14 protein-coding genes and 1 tRNA gene are annotated in these 17,768 nt (G+C 66.4%); 3 read left to right on the top strand and 12 right to left on the bottom strand.

What is annotated here, in order from left to right; translation table 11 throughout:
• Positions 1–61 precede the first annotated feature (61 nt).
• Positions 62–2,842, bottom strand: coding sequence for a DNA polymerase I (polA, locus tag FQ137_RS14250; RefSeq protein WP_149293240.1), 2,781 nt, complete (start codon positions 2,840–2,842; stop codon positions 62–64).
• Between the two features lie 79 nt (positions 2,843–2,921).
• On the opposite strand from polA, the gene FQ137_RS14245 reads away from it, so the two are divergent.
• Positions 2,922–2,998, top strand: a tRNA-Leu gene (locus tag FQ137_RS14245).
• 100 nt (positions 2,999–3,098) lie between these two features.
• On the opposite strand, the gene FQ137_RS14240 is transcribed toward FQ137_RS14245, so the two are convergent.
• Both FQ137_RS14240 and FQ137_RS14235 read right to left on the bottom strand, forming a co-directional pair.
• Positions 3,099–3,617: a hemerythrin domain-containing protein gene (locus FQ137_RS14240; protein ID WP_149293239.1), complete on the bottom strand. Its 519-nt coding sequence runs from the start codon at positions 3,615–3,617 to the stop codon at positions 3,099–3,101.
• Positions 3,607–4,557: a DUF2231 domain-containing protein gene (locus tag FQ137_RS14235; RefSeq protein WP_149293238.1), complete on the bottom strand. Its 951-nt coding sequence runs from the start codon at positions 4,555–4,557 to the stop codon at positions 3,607–3,609. The genes FQ137_RS14240 and FQ137_RS14235 overlap by 11 nt, the downstream gene beginning before the upstream one ends.
• 303 nt (positions 4,558–4,860) lie before the next feature.
• Here FQ137_RS14235 and FQ137_RS14230 point away from each other — a divergent pair, with 303 nt between their 5' ends.
• Positions 4,861–5,331, top strand: coding sequence for a MarR family winged helix-turn-helix transcriptional regulator (locus FQ137_RS14230; protein ID WP_188065047.1), 471 nt, complete (start codon positions 4,861–4,863; stop codon positions 5,329–5,331).
• Positions 5,328–7,184, top strand: a complete 1,857-nt coding sequence (locus FQ137_RS14225) for an MDR family MFS transporter (RefSeq protein WP_255584380.1) — start codon at positions 5,328–5,330, stop codon at positions 7,182–7,184. The genes FQ137_RS14230 and FQ137_RS14225 overlap by 4 nt, the downstream gene beginning before the upstream one ends.
• On the opposite strand, the gene FQ137_RS14220 is transcribed toward FQ137_RS14225, so the two are convergent.
• The 9 genes from FQ137_RS14220 to trpB form a co-directional block, all read right to left on the bottom strand.
• Entirely contained in the window at positions 7,162–7,611 is a 450-nt protein-coding gene (locus FQ137_RS14220) for an SRPBCC family protein (RefSeq protein ID WP_149293236.1), read from the bottom strand. The two genes, FQ137_RS14225 and FQ137_RS14220, sit on opposite strands and share 23 nt — an antisense overlap.
• Positions 7,612–7,690: 79 nt before the next feature.
• A complete protein-coding gene (locus FQ137_RS14215; protein ID WP_149293235.1) occupies positions 7,691–10,450 on the bottom strand; it encodes a cation-translocating P-type ATPase in 2,760 nt (919 codons plus the stop codon).
• Positions 10,451–10,480: 30 nt separating this feature from the next.
• Entirely contained in the window at positions 10,481–11,140 is a 660-nt protein-coding gene (locus FQ137_RS14210; RefSeq protein WP_188065045.1) for an MBL fold metallo-hydrolase, read from the bottom strand.
• Positions 11,137–12,222 carry an S-(hydroxymethyl)mycothiol dehydrogenase gene (locus tag FQ137_RS14205; protein WP_149293234.1) on the bottom strand — a complete coding sequence of 362 codons (1,086 nt, stop codon included), beginning with the start codon at positions 12,220–12,222 and terminating at the stop codon, positions 11,137–11,139. Before FQ137_RS14205 ends, FQ137_RS14210 begins: the two co-directional genes overlap by 4 nt.
• Positions 12,223–12,360: 138 nt before the next feature.
• Positions 12,361–13,077, bottom strand: coding sequence for a M23 family metallopeptidase (locus FQ137_RS14200; protein WP_149293233.1), 717 nt, complete (start codon positions 13,075–13,077; stop codon positions 12,361–12,363).
• Between the two features lie 171 nt (positions 13,078–13,248).
• Complete coding sequence (pyk, locus tag FQ137_RS14195) at positions 13,249–14,667, bottom strand: pyruvate kinase (RefSeq protein ID WP_149293232.1); 1,419 nt, start codon at positions 14,665–14,667, stop codon at positions 13,249–13,251.
• A gap of 46 nt (positions 14,668–14,713) precedes the next feature.
• Positions 14,714–15,622, bottom strand: coding sequence for a prolipoprotein diacylglyceryl transferase (gene lgt / locus FQ137_RS14190; RefSeq protein WP_149293231.1), 909 nt, complete (start codon positions 15,620–15,622; stop codon positions 14,714–14,716).
• Positions 15,619–16,410 (bottom strand): tryptophan synthase subunit alpha, encoded by a 792-nt coding sequence (gene trpA, locus FQ137_RS14185; RefSeq protein ID WP_149293230.1) that lies wholly within the window; start codon positions 16,408–16,410, stop codon positions 15,619–15,621. The genes lgt and trpA overlap by 4 nt, the downstream gene beginning before the upstream one ends.
• The gene (trpB, locus tag FQ137_RS14180) at positions 16,407–17,702 is read right to left on the bottom strand and encodes a tryptophan synthase subunit beta (RefSeq protein WP_149293328.1); all 1,296 of its coding nucleotides are present in this window, start codon (positions 17,700–17,702) and stop codon (positions 16,407–16,409) included. The genes trpA and trpB overlap by 4 nt, the downstream gene beginning before the upstream one ends.
• Positions 17,703–17,768 lie beyond the last annotated feature (66 nt).

Here is a 17,768-nt window from a genome sequence, read left to right as displayed (position 1 = left end):
GACCGGTACAAAACACATCGGCCCGATTCGCCGGTCTTCTCTGCGAGTCGCTTGCCCTCGGTCAGTGGGCCGCCGAGTCCCAGTTCGGACCTGTTCCAGTGGATACGTCCAGCGGGACGTCGAGTTCGATGGCAGAGTACATGCGGTCCACGACGATATCTCGGACCTCGTCGAGCTCGCCCTGGGCCACTTCGAGGACCAATTCGTCGTGAACCTGGAGCAGGAGACGACTCTTCAGCCCCCGTTCGGTGAGGTCGGCGTCGACCGTGAGCATGGCGGCCTTGATGATGTCGGCGGCCGTGCCCTGGATGGGCGCGTTGAGCGCGGCACGTTCGGCGTTCTCGCGCTTGAGCCTGTTGTCCGAGTTGAGTTCGGGCAGGTATCGGCGCCGACCGAACAGAGTCTCCGTGTAGCCGTCACGGCGGGCCTGCTCGACCACCGCGCGCAGGTAGTCGCGCACGCCGCCGAAGCGTGAGAAGTACGCCTCCATCTGCTCTCGGGCCTCGCCCTGGCTGATCCCGAGCTGGGCGGCGAGACCGAACGCGCTGAGCCCGTACGCGAGGCCGTAACTCATCGCCTTGACTCGACGTCGCAGCTCCGGGGTCACCTCGTCGATGGGCACGCCGAACGCACGCGAGCCCACGAACGAATGCAGGTCCTCCCCTGTCCGAAACGCCTCGATGAGCCCGGCGTCGCCGGACAGATGAGCCATCACACGCATCTCGATCTGGCTGTAGTCGGCAGTGAGCAGACAGTCGTACCCCTCACCCACCACGAAGGACTCGCGGATGCGACGCCCGTCCTCAGTGCGCACGGGGATGTTCTGCAGGTTGGGGTCGGTCGAGGACAGTCGGCCGGTGGCGGCCACGGTCTGGTTGAACGTGGTGTGGATGCGTCGGTCGTCGCCGATGGTCTTGATGAGTCCTTCCACCGTCGTACGCATCTTGGTGGTCTCGCGGTGCAGCAACAGTGCCTCGAGGAACGCCCGCCCCGGGGTGTCACCGGTCTCTTTGGCGAGTAGTTCCTCCAGCGCCTTGGCGTCCGTGGTGTACCCAGTCTTGGTCTTCTTGGTCTTGGGCATACCGAGGGTCTCGAACAGCACCACTTGCAGTTGCTTGGGCGAGCCCAAGTTGATCTGCTCGCCTCCGATCGCGGCGTAGGCTGCCTCGGCGGCCTGGCGTCCGCGGTCGGCGAAGTCGTCGCGCAGCCCGTCCAAAGCAGCCCCGTCCACCCCGATGCCGATCGACTCCATCCGCGCCAGCACCGGCACGAGCGGCAGTTCCATCTCCGCCATCAGCTTCGCGCCGTGCACCTGTTCCAGTTCGATGTCGAGTCGCTCCGCGAGGTCGACCACCGCTCGTGCCCGAGTCGCCGCGGAATCGGCGACTTTCTGCTCGGCCTCCGCGTCATCGACCTCGTCGAGCAGCGACAGCTGCTTGTCACCCGCCTCCGCCTCGGGCAGTTCGCGCCGGAGGTGACGTTGGAACAGCTCCCCCAGGCCGTAACTGCGTTGACCGGGACGCACCAGGTAGGCGGCCAGTGCCACGTCCATGGTGACGCCTCCCAACCGGAGGTCGCGCCCCTGCAGCGCATGGGTGGCGGCCTTGGCATCGTGGACCGCCTTGTGCACCGCATCGTCGGAAAGCCAGGCCCTCAGGGCCTGCTCATCGTCGGGGCCGATGGCCACGAGGTCGAGGTGACCGGAGGCACCGTCGGCAGCGGCAATCGTGATGGTCCGAGTGTCGCCCGAGCCGGGCCGGGAGGTTCCGACGACGACGAGACCGTGCCGCTGTCCGGCCGGCGCGTGGGCGGCGAGCCAATCGGAGACCTCGCCGGAGTGCAGCACCGAGGCCTGCTCGAGTTCGACCTCGGCGGCTGGCTCGGGGGCTCCCTCGGGCAGGAAAGCCGAGAGGAAGCGATCCCGTGCCTGGGGTCCGAACTCCAGTCGGTCGAACAGTGCGTTGACGTCCGCGCGTTCTGGCGTCGCCCGGACGAGGTCCGTGAGTTCGACGCCGAGATCCAGGTCGCGAGAGAGCTCGGTGATCCGCCGATTGAGCTGCACTTGCGGCAGATGATCTCGAAAGCTCTCCCCGACTTTGCCCTTGACCTCGTCCGCGTGCGCGATGAGTTCGGAGAGCGATCCGTACTGGGTGATCCATTTGGCGGCCGTCTTGTCGCCCACCTTCGGCACTCCCGGGAGGTTGTCCGAGGTGTCGCCGCGCAGGGCGGCGACATCCGGGTACTGGGTGGGCGTGACTCCATACTTCGCCTTGACCGCTTCGGGCGTGAAGCGGGCTAGTTCGGAGACGCCCTTGACCGGATAGAGAACGGTGACCTCGTCGGAAACCAACTGCAGCGCGTCACGGTCCCCGGTACAGATGAGGGTCTCGGCTCCGCCTGCCTGTGTCGCCAGGGTTGCGATGATGTCGTCGGCCTCGTGCCCCTCCAACGACAGCGTCCGAACCCCTAGTGCCACGAGGGCTTCCTGGATGAGTTCGACCTGACCCTTGAATTCCTCGGGCGCCGCTGACCGGGTGGACTTGTACTCCGGGTACTCGGCGGTACGGTGCAGCGTCGCTCGCGAGACATCGAAAGCCACGGCCAGGTGGGTGGGCACCTCCTCGGTCACCAGGTTGGCGACCATCGACAGGAATCCGTACACCGCATTGGTGTGCTGGCCGGAGGCTGTCGAAAAATTCTCGGCCGGCAGCGCGTAGAACGCGCGGAACGCCAGCGAGTGCCCGTCCAGGAGCAGCAGTCGGGCGGGCCCATCCGCCTCGGTGGCCGCGGGGGCGGCGCTGGGGTCGGTCCTGGCTTCTGCGGTCTGACTCGTGGTGCTCACACGGCCACTCTAGGGTGGGCGTCGGACAGACGCTCATCGGTCGTCAGTTAGACTTTCCCACCAGCGGTTCGCCGCGCCCGCCCCCGTAGCCCAATTGGCAGAGGCAACGGATTCAAAACCCGTCCAGTGTCGGTTCGAGTCCGACCGGGGGCACCACATTCGAGCAGTTGAGAATGTTCCGCTGAGCGTCTGAGTTCCGTAAAGGCTTCTCCGTGTCGCTCCTACTCCTCTGAAAAAATATTGGGATGGGGTGCGGTCAGAGGCGTCGCAGGACCATTGTCTTGACGCGGATCCGCCACCGTGTCAGCGTGGAGTTGCGAAGCCTTTGCTGCATCGCGGCCATCGCCGCGCCCACCTCATCGAGCTCGCGTTGCCCGATCAGGCGGGCCTGCGGAAACATGTCGCGCTCCTCTTCGGCAGCGTGATGATGCAGAGTCGTAGCGAACGCTTGCCACTCGACTTCGAACGCGTCGCTTGTCGCCTCGCAACGCAACGCAGCGGCGAGCCGATCGGAGACCTCTCGGTGTTCGGCGTGCGCCACCGCCACCAGAGGACTGGCTTTCGCCACCGCCGGGTAATACAGCGAGTCCTCGATTTGCATGTGAATGTCTAGCTCGAGCACGAGGCGGTCGATCAATTCGCGGTGCCCGGCGCTGTCCGTCGGCGCGCCGTCAATCTGGTCTGTCAACTCGCGCAGCATTCTGTGGTGCGCAGCGAGTACCTCGTTCGCATCCGCCGCCTCCGAGTCTTCCGCCCGTGCATCTTCAGCCCTCATATGCGCTCACCTCATCTGGGGGCTCCGAGCGCACGCCGCGTTGCCGACGGACCTCGATCTGGCCGTCCTGAATCCGCGTTTCGAAGGTTGGCAGCGGAGCACTGGCCGGGCCCCGTATCGCGGTCCCGGTGCCGAGATCAAAACACGACCCGTGCCACGGGCACACCAACGAGTCGCGGTAGAGCCAACCGTCCACCATCGGCGCCCCTAGATGCGGGCACCGTTCCCCGAGCGCGTGCACCGCGCCGTTGTGGGCGATCAGCACTATGCCCACCTCATCGGCCACGACCCGCTGCGGCACACCATCGTCGAGGTGGTCCGCCGGCAACACCGGCACAAACTTGGCGGGCCCCAGCTCATTGGTCGAATGGTCGACCCCGACCTGGTGCCGGTAGACGAGGTTGCCGCCAAGGAAGCTGGAGGCCACTGTCAGCCCGTACCCGAGGCCGCTCAGTACCCGGCCGCGTCCGTGCAATCCCCTATGTCGGTCCCACCAGGACGCGATGCACAGCCCCAAAGCCGCGATGTTGACGAGTCCGTGCACCAGCCCAGCCCGGCGCATCTCGTCATGTGTGTACTGCCAATCTGCAAGCCCGGTCACCGAAGCCGCGGCGCTGCCGAGGATGCCAACCCCCACGGTGAGCTGCGCGGCTTCACGAAATCCGGGTCGCTGGCGGTTGGCGATGTCAGCCACGTCCAGGACCACGGCGGCCGACCATGCCCCCACCGGCACCGCGGTCAGCGCCGGGTGCACCGGATGGCCAATGTAGGTGCCGTTCAGCGCATTGCGCATCCGATCGCTGCCCGCTCCAAGCAGGTTAAAACCCCACGCTATGACGTGCTCGAGCCGGTAACTGGGCCGGTCCAGCCAGGTCAGGCGCTCGCTGGCCCGTGTGGCCCACTCGACCACATCACCGATCCATTCCTGCCCGTGTGCCATCAACACAGTGTGCTCCTAGCAGCCCCGGCGCGGTACCTATCCAAAATCTCCGGTCGCATCTCGCGATCGGTCACTGGTGGTTGAGCTCGATCTCGCCTCGCGGCAAACCCACCCCGCTCGCCTCAACAACCCGTCTACTGTCGGTTCGAGATCGACTGGGGGCGCCACGCCGCGCGCGAGGACGAACTCGCAACACCACCTACCGGCCCTACCTCTTCCGCACCACCGCCCCGTTCAGTGGCGCGAGCGCCCGGCCTGCGCGTAATGTTTGCTTGTTGCAAACAATCGGATCGTGGGGCAGGTATGGCGATAGACGCAGAACGCGGCGGGCAATTGGTCCTGGATCTGACGCGGGTGGTCAAACTGCTGCGCGCGGTGAACATCTCGGTCCCCCGCTTTGACGACGCCGTGGAGGCGTCCGCACACCCACTGATGTTCGCCCTCCATGACGGGCCGGCGCGAGTCACCGATCTGGCCGCGCGGGTCCACACCGACGTCTCGGTGGTGAGCCGACAGGTCAGCCAACTCGAAACCCGCGGACTCATCACTAAAGTCCCCGACCCCGATGACGGGCGCGCAAATCTCGTCACGCTCACTCCTGCGGGCACAGAGCTCGTTACCCGCGTCTTCGACCGCAGCGGCGAATGGATGGCCCGTCTCCTCGAGGACTGGACCCCGGATCAGACGGACACCTTCAGCTCGAACCTCGGCCGTCTGGCCGACTCCCTACACACCGAACTCCGCACCCTGACAACCGCCGAGGAGAACCGATGACCGCCCCCGATACCGCGTCGGCGAAGGCCGGGGAGAACGGAGAACTGTCGCACCGTCAGATCCTCGTGATCCTGGCCGGCCTCATGTCCGCCATGTTCCTCGCCAGCCTCGACCAGACGATCGTGAGCACGGCGATCCGCACGATCGCCGATGACCTGCACGGGTTGGACGCACAGGCGTGGGTTACCACCGCCTACCTCATGACGTCGACGATCTCGACGCCCCTGTACGGGAAGCTCTCCGACATCTACGGGCGCAAGCCGTTCTTCGTCATCGGCATCGTGATCTTCGTGTTCGGATCACTGCTGTGCACGTTCGCCACCTCGATGTACATGCTCGCAGTGTTCCGCGGTATCCAGGGGCTCGGCGCCGGTGCTCTGATGTCTCTCGCGCTCGCGATCATCGGTGACATCATCCCGCCCCGCGACCGCGCGAAGTACCAGGGTTACATGCTCGCCGTGTTCGCGTCATCGTCGGTTCTCGGTCCGGTGATCGGTGGGTTCTTCGCCGGCGCCGACACGATCTTTGGCATCGACGGCTGGCGCTGGATCTTCCTCATCAACGTTCCCATCGGCGCGGCGGCACTGACCCTCGTGATCATGACCCTCAACGTCAAGAACGTCCGAGTCGACCATCGCGTCGATTGGGCGGGAGCCGCGACGATCGTCGTGGGGCTGGTGCCCCTCCTGCTGGTGGCCGAGCAAGGGAACACTTGGGGATGGGGATCCCCTGCCGCTCTCGGCTGCTACGTCATCGGGCTGGCCGGAATCGGCCTGTTCCTGATCGTGGAAGCCCGCGCGGGCGACCAGGCGCTCATACCCCTGCGCCTGTTCCGCGACAGAACCTTCGCGATCGTCACCGCCGGCGGTGTGATTGTGGGTATGGCCATGTTCGGCGGCATGATGACCCTGCCGCTCTACATGCAGATCGTGCACGGCGCCGACCCCATGCAGTCCGGGCTCATGATGCTCCCACTCGTGGCGGGGTTGATGGGTGCCTCGATAGTGTCGGGCCAGCTCATCTCAAAGACCGGGCGGGTCCGTGAGTTCCCGATCTTCGGCACCGCCGTGGCAGCTCTCGGCCTGTTCCTACTGTGGACAATCGACGCCGATACGTCGCTGACACTGGTGATGTTCTACATGTTGGTGCTGGGCATCGGCCTCGGCAACTGCATGCAGCCGCTCACCCTCATCGTCCAGAACGCCGTGAGTCCGCGCGAGATCGGTGTCGCAACCGCGTCGGCGACCTTCTTCCGCCAACTCGGTGGCACCGCTGGCGTCGCCGTGTTCCTCTCGATCCTGTTCAGCCGGGTCGGCGGTTCCATCTCAAGCCAGCTGCAGCAGGCCGCCGCCGACGGAAGTCTCGCCCGTGGTATCCAGGAGGGCCTCGCCGATCCCGCCCTGCGGCAGGACCCCGACGCGTACGGGATCGTCCGCGCGCTTGCCGACCCCACGACTGGCGCCGGGGCTCTCGAAATGGTCACCAAGGACTCGTCCGTGATCAACCGGCTGCCCGAGTTGATCGCCCACCCCTTCGAACAGGGCTACGCGCTGAGCATGTCGGATATCTACCTGGTGGCCGGCATCCTCGCAGTGATCGCCTCGGTGCTCCTCGCGTTTGTACCGCCAATCGTGCTCAGGACCGGTTCCGCCCAGGCCGAGGCGGCGCGTGAGGCTGCCGCAGCGGCCGCTGCGGCAGCACCGACGGGGACGGACGCCGACGCGGCCGAGACGATCACCACCGGCACCGCCGCCGATGCGCCGCAGAGCGCGACGGGAACAGTGACGACGACGAGAGGCACGTCCACGCACAGTGGTGCCGTCCGGGTGGCTACCCCTCGACCTCAGCCTTGAGGTTGGAGAGCAGCTCGTGCTGGATCCTCCTGAGACCGGCGGGTGCGAAGGCCCGCTCGAAGAACCCGCCCACGCCCCCGGCGCCGTCCCAGGAGGTTGTCATCTCGACCAGCGAGCCCGCGGTTGCCTCGCGCACGGTGTAGGTGGTGGCCATGGACGAGTTCTCGTCCTTCTCCACCAGCGACCAGTGCGCGGCGTCGGCGTCCACCGTGACATTTGCCTTGACGTCCCGGCTGCGCTTCTTGGTGGCCCGAAGGTTCCACGCCGCGACGGTCCCCTGTCCCTGACCACCCTGGATCAGGCGGTAGGCGCTGAACTGCTCGGGCTGGATGCGCGGACGGACCTGCGCATAATCGGCAATCGCTGCGGACACCGCCTCGACGGGCGCCTCGATGACGACGGTGTTGGTGGCAGTAACCCTAGCCATATCTGTAACTCCTCCTCATCGGTCTGACCGACCGTCTCGCACCCGACGCGGTCACGGCGGTGGCGCCCCCAGGGGCGCATCAGACGACCTCTATCCTGCCCGACGGAATGACGCGTCGAGCCGTCCACCTCGCTCCGGCCTTCCGCACCTCCTCCAGCCAGAGGATCGTCGACCCCACCGACGCGGCCAGGAGCCACTCGTCCGCCCGCAACGAGGTGGTGTCGAAGATCCCCTGGAGGACCGGCACCTCGACCACTGCTACGAGAAGCAACGGCACCGCTGCCAATGCCACCCAGATCGGCGCATTGTGCGCCATGTCGCGGGAGAACACGGACCCAGTCGTCGACCGCACGTTCATGAGGTTGAACACCTGATAGAAAACGAAGGTCGCGTAGGCGAGAGTCGTGGCGAAAAGCGGGACTCCCGCGCGCTCCGGGAACAGCGAATCGGCAAACGCGAGTATCAGAAGTGTCCCTGTCGCCATGACCACGCCCAACCACAGGATCCGGATGAGCCTAACCGGGGTGAGAATCTGCTCGTGGCCCGGGCGCGGACTGCGACGCATGGTGTCCCTTTCCACGGGCTCGACGCCCAACGCCATGGCCGGCGGGCCATCCATGACGATGTTGACCAGCAGGACCTGCAGGGCGGTGAACGGTACCGCCGCGAGACCGAAGAGGCCGCCGGCGAGGAACACCAGTACGAACGCCCACGCGGTGGTGAGTTGGAACTTCACGAATTTGACGATGTTGTCGTAGATCCCTCGCCCCTCACGCACCGCGGAGACGATCGTCGCGAAGTTGTCATCGGTGAGCACCATGTTCGCGGCCCCCTTGGACACGTCAGTGCCGGTGATGCCCATTGCTATGCCGATGTCGGCCTGGCTGAGGGCCGGGGCGTCGTTGACGCCGTCGCCGGTCATCGCCACCACATTCCCGTCCGACTGCAGGGCCCGGACCATCCGGATCTTGTGCTCGGGAGTGACACGTGCCAACACGCCGAGTCGACCGGCGCGACCGGAGAGTTCGTCGTCGTCGATCTCGTCCAGGTCCCGACCGCTGACTGCCTCTCCGCCGATTCCCAGGCCACGTGCGACAGCGGACGCGGTGACCAGATGGTCGCCGGTGATCATGTGAACAGAGATGCCCGCCTCGTGTGCGATCCGGATCGCCTCGGCTGCCTCCCTGCGCGGCGGGTCGACAATACCGAGCACGGCCAAAACGGTCAGGTCCCGCACCTCGTCGAGTGTCACGCCCTCGGGCATCACGTCGTCATCGCCGGCCGGGCCGGCGTTCAGGGTGCGCGCTGCGATCAGCAGCGTCCGCAAACCCGATCCGGCGAGCGCATCGGTGGCGGCTCGGACGTCCTGTCGCAACTCCTCCGTCAGTTCGACCGCGTCGGCGCCGTCCCACACGTGCGTGGCGCGCGGAAGCAGCGCTCCCGTGGCCCCCTTCGCATGCAACGTGAGCTGGCCTTTCGGTGAACGGTTCACCGTCGCCATGAACTTGTATTCCGAATCGAAGGGCACCTCCGCGATTCGCGGGCAAGCACCCCGGAGACCGGAGACATCGATTCCGCATTTCTCGGCTGCGACCACCAGAGCGCCCTCGGTGGGGTCACCCACCAGGTCACCGTCGGCGACGATCGCGTCGTTGCACAGCGCCATGGCCACGGCGGCGCGGCGCAGATCGGGTTCGATGTCCGGGTCCGCCGACAGGACGGTTCCGGGGTCGCGGTAACCGGTGCCCGTAACGGAGTACGACCCCCCGTTGGCGACGATCCGCGTCACGGTCATCTCGTTGAGTGTGAGCGTGCCGGTCTTGTCGGTGGCAATGTGACTCGTCGACCCGAGCGTCTCTACTGCGGCGAGATTCTTGATGATCGCGCCCTCGCAGGACAACCTCGATGCGCCCATGGCGAGGGTGAACGCGACCACCGCCGTGAGCCCTTCGGGAATCGTCGCCACCGCCAGGGACACCGCCGACAACAGCATGTCCTCCCAGGATTGCCCCCGGGCCAAACCGATCGCCAGCACAAGGGTGACCACGCTGAGGGCTATCACGGTGAGCGCCCGGGCTAGCACGCCTATCCGCCGCTGGAGCGGGGTGCTGCCGGCCTCCGCGCCCTCGAGCAGGCCCGCAATCGCGCCGAGCTCGGTGTGGGTACCAGTGCCGGTCACCACCATCCGGGCGCGGCCACGCGTCACCTCGGTGTTCATGAACACCATGCCCGTGCGGTCACCGAGCGGGGCGTCGACGTCGCTCACCGCCCGGGGCGACTTGTCGACGGGGACAGACTCCCCGGTTAACGCCGCTTCGGCTAGCTGCAACCGGGTCGCCTCGAGGACCCGCCCGTCTGCTGGCACCCTGTCCCCGGATGCGAGCACCACCACGTCTCCGGGGACCAGGTCAACGCTGTCAATCTCCGACTCGGCACCGTCGCGGACCACTCGGCTGTGGGATACGGACATGTCCCGCAGCGCCGCCAGCCCGGCCTCAGCCCTGGCCTCCTGGACGTAGTTGAGGACCGTGTTGAGGACCACCACTATAAGGATGACCGCGGGGGTCTCCCACTCCCGGGAGACGCTCGCGCTCACCGCGGCCGCAATCCCCAGGACAAGCACCATCGGGTCGGCGAGCAAACGCAGTACACGCTGCCACGCGGGTACCCGGGCGGACGAGGGCAACGCGTTCGGCCCGTATTGGGCCAACCTCCGCTCGGCCTCCCCAGACGACAATCCACCCGGTTCCGCGCCGAGGCGGGACAGCACATCCTGTGGCGGCAGCGTGTGCCACGGCGTCTGAGCACCACTCGCCCCGGCGCGGTTCAGGGTCGGCATCTCCGTTCCCGGTGTCGGCTTCCCGACGCGTCAGTGACCGCGCCGGATCCATTCCTCGAGGTGAGGTGACTCGTCTCCGACCTTGGTGCCGTCACCGTGGCCGGTGTGCACGAGAGTCTCCTCGGGCAGGGTGAGAATGCGCTCCCGTATGGAAGTGATGATGGTCGGGAAATCCGAGTACGAACGCCCTGTCGCGCCCGGCCCGCCCGAGAACAGGGTGTCACCCGAGAACAGGACGCCCGCCTCGGGAACGTGGAACACGCACGACCCGGGCGAGTGTCCGGGTGTGTTCATCACATCAATGCGCGTGCCGGCGATTTCCAGGCGCTGCCCATCCTCCAGGTCTGAGTGGGAGACCGTGGGGTGGGTCTCGTCCCACAGCATCTTGTCACCCGGGTGGACGAGGATCGGGGCCTCGAACTTCTCCGACAACTCCGGTGCCACGGTGATGTGGTCATTGTGCGCGTGGGAGCACAAGATGCCCTTGACCTTCCTCCCGGCCACCGCGTCGATGATCGGCTGCGCGGTGTGGGCGGCATCGATCACGAACACCTCAGAGTCGTCTCCGAGGATCCAGATGTTGTTGTCCACCTCCCACTCGCCACCGTCGAGCGCAAAGATGCCGCTCGTCACCACCTTGTCGATACGCAGTCCACCGGCGTAACCGGCGCTGGTGTAGGTCTCGTTCACAACGTCACCACCGATCTGAGGACGGAACCGGACTTCATATGGTCGAACGCGGCCTCGACCGCGTCCAGGCTGATGCGCTCGGAGACGAATTTCTCGAGCGGTAACCGGCCCTGCAGGTGCAGGTCTACGAGCATCGGGAAATCGCGCTCGGGGAGGCAGTCGCCGTACCAGGACGACTTCAGCGATCCACCCCGACCGAAGAAGTCGAGCAGCGGCATCTCCAGCCGCATCTCGGGGGTGGGGACACCAACGAGGACAACCGTGCCGGCCAGGTCGCGGGCGTAGAAGGCCTGTTCGTAGGTCTCCGGCCGGCCGACCGCGTCGATCACGACGTCGGCGCCGAAACTTCCCGTGAACTCCTGGATCGCGGCCACTGGATCGGTCTCGGAGGAGTTCACCACATGGGTGGCGCCGAAATCACGGGCCCATTCGAGCTTGGTGTCATCGACATCCACGGCGATGATGGTCGACGCGCCGGCCAGGCGGGCTCCCGCGACCGCGGAGATGCCCACGCCGCCACATCCGATGACAGCGACGGACTGTCCCCGGGTCACGCCACCGGTGTTCATCGCCGCGCCCAGCCCAGCCATCACACCGCAGCCCAGCAGCCCCGCCACGGCGGGATCCGCCGCGGGGTCCACCTTGGTGCACTGCCCCTCGTGAACGAGGGTCTTGTCGATGAATGCCCCGATTCCGAGCGCGGGGGTGAGAATAGTGCCGTCGGTGAGCGTCATATCCTTCGACGCGTTGTGCGTGGCGAAGCAGTACTGCTGCTGTCCGCGCTTGCAGGCGCGGCACTCGCCGCACACCGCGCGCCAGTTGAGCACGACGAAGTCGCCCTCGGCCACGTGGGTGACCCGTTCGCCCACAGTCTCGACGATGCCGGCTGCCTCATGGCCGAGGAGGAACGGGTACTCGTCGTTGATCCCGCCGTCCCGGTAAGCCAGGTCCGTGTGGCAGACGCCGCAGGCTTGCACCCGCACGACGACATCGTTCGGTCCAGGATCGGGGACGACGACGTCGACCAACTCGACCTCGGCCCCTTTACTACGGGCGATGACGCCCTTGACGGTCTGCGACATGGATCGCCTCTCGACTGGTTCTGGGTTCTCCCCTCCCACTGTGTCAGACATGCCGATCCGACCGCCACGCAATGCACTGCACCCCGTTTCCCTCGATCGGGAGACGGGGTGCAGGGGCGTTCAGATGAGTGCTGCGAATCAGACGACGACCCCGTTGGCGGCGAGCCACGGAACGGGATCGATCCACTGACCGGCCGGGTTCTGCACGCCAAAGTGAAGATGCGGGCCGGTCGAGTAGCCGCGGTTGCCTACGGTGCCGATGACTTGGCCGGCGTTCACCCGTTGCCCCACCGAGACGTTGACGGTCTGGTTGTGGCCGTACTCGAGCAGGTATCCGTCGTCGGTCTTGATACGGATCCACAACCCGTAACCCGAGGCGGGGCCCGCAGCTACGACGGTGCCGGACTTGGCGGCGTACATCGGTGCGTTCATGGGGGCTCCGATGTCGGTGCCGTTGTGCGATGCGCCCCAACGGTAACCGAAGCCGGAGGTAACAGGGCCGAACGCCGGAGCGTGCGCGCCACCAACAGACGGGATACCGACCGAACCGAGAGCGGCCGCCGGGTCGATCGCGTACTGACGGAGCTGGTCTTCGGACACGCCCAGGCCCTGGAGGGCGCCCTGCGCCATCTCGGTGAGCTGGTCTACGTTGACCTCCGCGGACTGGGCGGAGGCGACGGGGGCCGCGGCCATCGCCGCTCCCCCGGAGAGCGCGGCGCCCGCGACGGCACCGGCCACAATGCGACCCATGTGGGAAGAACGGACAGCGCGATGGCGCCCGGCGGACGCGCCGGAGCCCTCGACGCCGAGTCGACCGGCGAGCTCGGCGAAGGTAATGCGTGTGGCGTCTGACATCAGGGAACCTCGGAGACTGGAGCGGGTGAAGCAGTGCGCAGACCGGATTACCGGCCGCCTCCAAGAAGGTAACAGAAGCATCTCGACAATGTCACGCCAAAAGCACGACCGGACGAGAAAGCGCCGGTGAGCGAGGTGCTCACCGGCGCTTGCAGTGTTATCTGATGGTGATCAGTGGTCGGCCTCGCCAATCCGGTGGACCAGGATGAAGTTAGTGGAACCTTCGACGCCCGGGACGTTACCGGCAACGATCACGATGATGTCGTCCTCGTTGTACCCCTCCACCGGCAACAGCATCTCGTCGGTGACCTTGACCAGTTCGGCGGTCTCGTTGACCCGATCGGTGAGGAAGGTCTCGGTCCCCCACGTCAGGGCCAGCTGACTACGAATTCGGGGGTCACCGGTGATGGCGATGAGCGGCAACGGGCTGTGTAAACGGGCCAGACGCCGCACCGTGTCGCCGGTCGAGGTGACCGCCACGAGGGCCTTGGCGCCCAGTCGCTCGCCGATCTCACGGGCCGAGGCCGAGATGACGCCGCGCTTGGTACGCGGGATGTGAACCAACTCGGGCGCAGCCGTGGAATCCGCCTCCACCGCGAGCGCGATGGAGGACATCGTGCGGACCGCGTCGATGGGGTACTTGCCCACCGATGTCTCCCCCGACAGCATCACCGCGTCCGCCCCGTCGAGGACGGCATTGGCCACGTCGGACGCCTCGGCCCGGGTGGGCCGGGAATTCGTGATCATGGACTCGAGCATCTGGGTGGCCACGATGACGGGCTTGGCGTTCTCTCGGGCGATCTGGATGGCTCGCTTCTGGACCAGCGGAACCTCCTGCAGCGGCAGTTCCACGCCCAGGTCGCCCCGGGCCACCATGATGGCGTCGAACGCCAGGACAATCGACTCGAGGTTCTTGACGGCTTCCGGCTTCTCGAGCTTGGCAATGACGGGCACGTGCACACCCATCTCTTCCATCACCTCGTGTACGAGGTCAACGTCCGCAGGTGACCGCACAAACGACAGTGCGATGAAGTCAACCCCTAAGTTGAGCGCGAACCGCAGGTCCGCTATATCCTTCTCGCTCAGCGCGGGGACCGAAACGTTCATGCCTGGCAGGGACACACCCTTGTTGTTGGAGACTGTGCCCCCCTCGGTAACGACGCAGTGGACGTCGTCACCGTCGACCCGCTCGACGGTGAGTCCGATGTTGCCGTCATCGACGAGCAGACGGTCTCCCGGACGGGCGTCGTTCGCCAGCCCCTTGTAGGTCGTGGAGACGCGGTCCTTGGTGCCCTCCACCTCAGCGACAGTGATGACGACACGGTCGCCTTCCGCCCATTCGTGCCTGCCCTCGATGAAGCGGCCGAGCCGGATTTTAGGACCTTGAAGGTCCGCGAGCACACCGACCGCCCTGCCGGACTCGTCGGAGGCCCTGCGGACCCAGCGATAGTTGGCCTCGTGGTCGGAGTGTTCTCCGTGGCTGAAGTTGAGGCGGGCAACATCCATACCCGCGTCGACCAGCTCGCGGATACCCGCCTCGGAGGCGACGGCGGGACCCAGGGTGCAGACGATCTTCGTACGACGATTCACTTGACCCAATCTAGTCCTTACAACCGGTTGCCTGGTTAACCCGAGGTCAACGACCGGACAACGGGGGTGCGTCGCCGTGAGGGGCCCCGTTGCTGGCGTCGCCTTCGGCACCGCCCAGCGCACGCAGCTCGGACGGGCTCTCCCGACCGCGGCGCGCCCTCCAGAGATACAGCAGCGCGAAGAGCATGACTACTACGGAGACGATGGTGTTGATCCGCAGACCGAACACCTCCGTGGCGGCGTCCGCTCGAAGCAGTTCGACCCAGAATCGACCAAAGCAGTACAGCGCCACGTATAGAGCGAAGAGCCGACCGTGTCCCAGGCGGAACCGTCGGTCGACCAAGACCAGCACGATCGCGACGAGTACGTTCCACAGCAGTTCGTAGAGGAAAGTCGGGTGGACTGTCGCCAGCACCTGGCCGGTCGACCGCCCGATCGTCTCGGAATAGCCGTAGGACTCGTCGTAACGTTGGTAGATCTCCAGTGCCCAGGGCACGTCGGTCTCACGGCCGTAGAGCTCCTGGTTGAAATAGTTGCCCAGCCGGCCGATCCCCTGCGCCAGCACGATACCCGGCGCGATCGAGTCGCCCAGAGCCCCCAACGCCCGGATTCCCTGCTGGCGCAGACCGATATAGGCGCCGAGCGCACCAAAGGCGACCGCACCCCAGATGCCCAGACCCCCGTCCCAGATCTTCAGTGCGTCGACCGGATTGCGGCCCTCTCCGAAGTAGCGGTACCAGTCGGTTGCCACGTGGTAGACGCGGCCACCGATCAGTCCGAACGGAATGGCCCACAGGGCGGTGTCGAGCACAACCCCCGGCTGCCCGCCGCGGGCGATCCAGCGCTTCTCGCCCCACCAGATGGCGATGACGATGCCCAGGATGATCCACAGCGCGTAGGCGCGGAGTGGGAAAGGTCCGATCTCCCAGACCCCCTGGGGAGGACTGGGGATCACGAGCCCGCCCCGGGCCGACGGACGCCCTCCGCCAACTCGGACGTCAGACGCCTGAGGGAGTCGAGCCCCTCAGAAGCCGCCGTGATGAGCGCGGAACCGACGATCACACCATCAGCGTAGGAGGCGATCTCGGCCGCCTGGGCACCATTGCGGACTCCCAGCCCGACCCCACAAGCGAGGTCGGAGATTTCGCGGACCCGCGCAGTGAGTGTCCGGGGTGCGTCCGAGACGACGTCCCGGGCTCCGGTGACGCCCATGACTGCCTGGACGTAGACGAATCCGCCGGTAAGGGACAATGTCATCGCGAGGCGCTCAGGGGTCGAGGACGGAGCCACGAGGAACACTCGGTCGATGCCGTGGGAATCCGACGCCGCGATCCAGTCCTCCGCCTCGTCGGGGATGAGGTCGGGAGTGATGACACCCGTCCCGCCAGCTGCGGCGAGGTCGGCCGCGAAACGCTCGATACCGTACTGCAACACCGGGTTCCAGTAGGTCATCACCACAGGCACCGCACCGGCGTCGGCGACCGCACGGACCACCTCGAACGTGTCCGCCACCCGGAAACCGGCCTCAAGTGCGGTGTCGGCGGCGGCCTGGATGGTCGGTCCGTCCATCATCGGATCGGAGTAGGGGATGCCGACCTCGATGATGTCGCATCCACCTTCGACCATCGTGCGCACGGCTTCGATCGATCCTTCGAGGGTCGGGTAACCGGCCGGGTAGTACCCGATGAGTGCGGCCCGGTTCTCGCCCCGGCACCGCTCGAACACGTCACTGAGAACGCTCATCCCTCGACTCCCCCGTCCGCGTACTCGCCCTCGCCGTCGTCGGCGCCCCGGCTCGAATCGACCCCAGCCTCGGGCGGGGTCCCACCGTCCACCAGCCCGAACCACCGTGCAGCGGTGTCCACGTCCTTGTCGCCTCGGCCGGAGACATTGACCAGGATCAGATCCACGCCTTCTGCTGCCAGCTGGGCGGTCCCCGCCACCGCGTGGGCCGACTCGATTGCAGGGATGATGCCCTCGGTACGGCACAGCTGCGCGAACGCATCCATGGCCTGAGTGTCCGTGACGGGCCGGTACTCTGCCCGTCCGATCTCCGCCAGGCGCGAGTGCTCCGGTCCGACACCCGGGTAGTCCAGGCCGGCGGAGATGGAGTACGACTCGACGGTCTGCCCGTCCGAGTTCTGCATGAGATGGGCGTACGACCCCTGGAAGACGCCGGGTGTGCCCGCGTTGACGGTCGCTGCCGTGCGTCCCGACTCCACGCCGTCGCCGCCGGCCTCGCAACCGACTAGACGGACCGATTCATCATTAAGGAACGCATGGAACAACCCGATCGCGTTGGAACCGCCGCCGACACACGCCACGGCGGCGTCCGGTAGCCGACCGGCCTGGTCGAGGATCTGCGCCCGCGCCTCCGCGCCGACGATGCGCTGGAAGTCGCGGACCATCGTCGGGAAAGGATGCGGCCCGGCCGCCGTCCCAAACGCATAGTAAGTGTCATCCGCATGGGCGACCCAGTCCCGCATCGCCTCGTTGATCGCGTCCTTGAGCGTGGCCGAACCGATTTCGACGGCCTCCACCTCCGCGCCGAGCAGTCGCATGCGGGCCACGTTGAGCGACTGCCTGCGCACATCCACCGCACCCATATAAACCTTGCACTCGAGTCCGAGCAGGGCGCACGCCGTAGCAGTGGCCACGCCGTGCTGACCGGCGCCGGTCTCCGCGATCACACGCTTCTTGCCCATCCGCTGCGCGAGCAGAGCCTGACCGAGGACGTTGTTGATCTTATGTGAGCCAGTATGATTAAGGTCCTCGCGCTTGAGGAACACGCGGGCACCGATCTCCCCGCCGAATCGTGCCGCCTCGTACAACGGGGACGGCCTGCCGGAGTAATGACGCTGCAGCCGGTCGAGCTCGTCGAGGTACCCGTCGTCGGACCGCGCCTTCGCATACGCGTCGGCCACCTCGTCGACCACCGCCATCAGCGCCTCGGGGACGTACCTACCGCCGAACGGCCCCCAGTGGCCCCGTTGGTCAGGTTCGTGTCCGGTGGTCGTCCGGAGCACCTCTCCCATGGTGGGCAGTGACGAAAGATCCTTGGAGTTCACGGTCCCAGTCTGCCGGAAGCCCACGGCAGTGGA

Source organism: Dietzia sp. ANT_WB102 (assembly GCF_008369165.1).
Lineage (GTDB): Bacteria > Actinomycetota > Actinomycetes > Mycobacteriales > Mycobacteriaceae > Dietzia.
The sequence above is the reverse complement of the archived record's forward strand: the minus strand, read 5'-3'. Positions and strand labels throughout refer to the sequence as shown.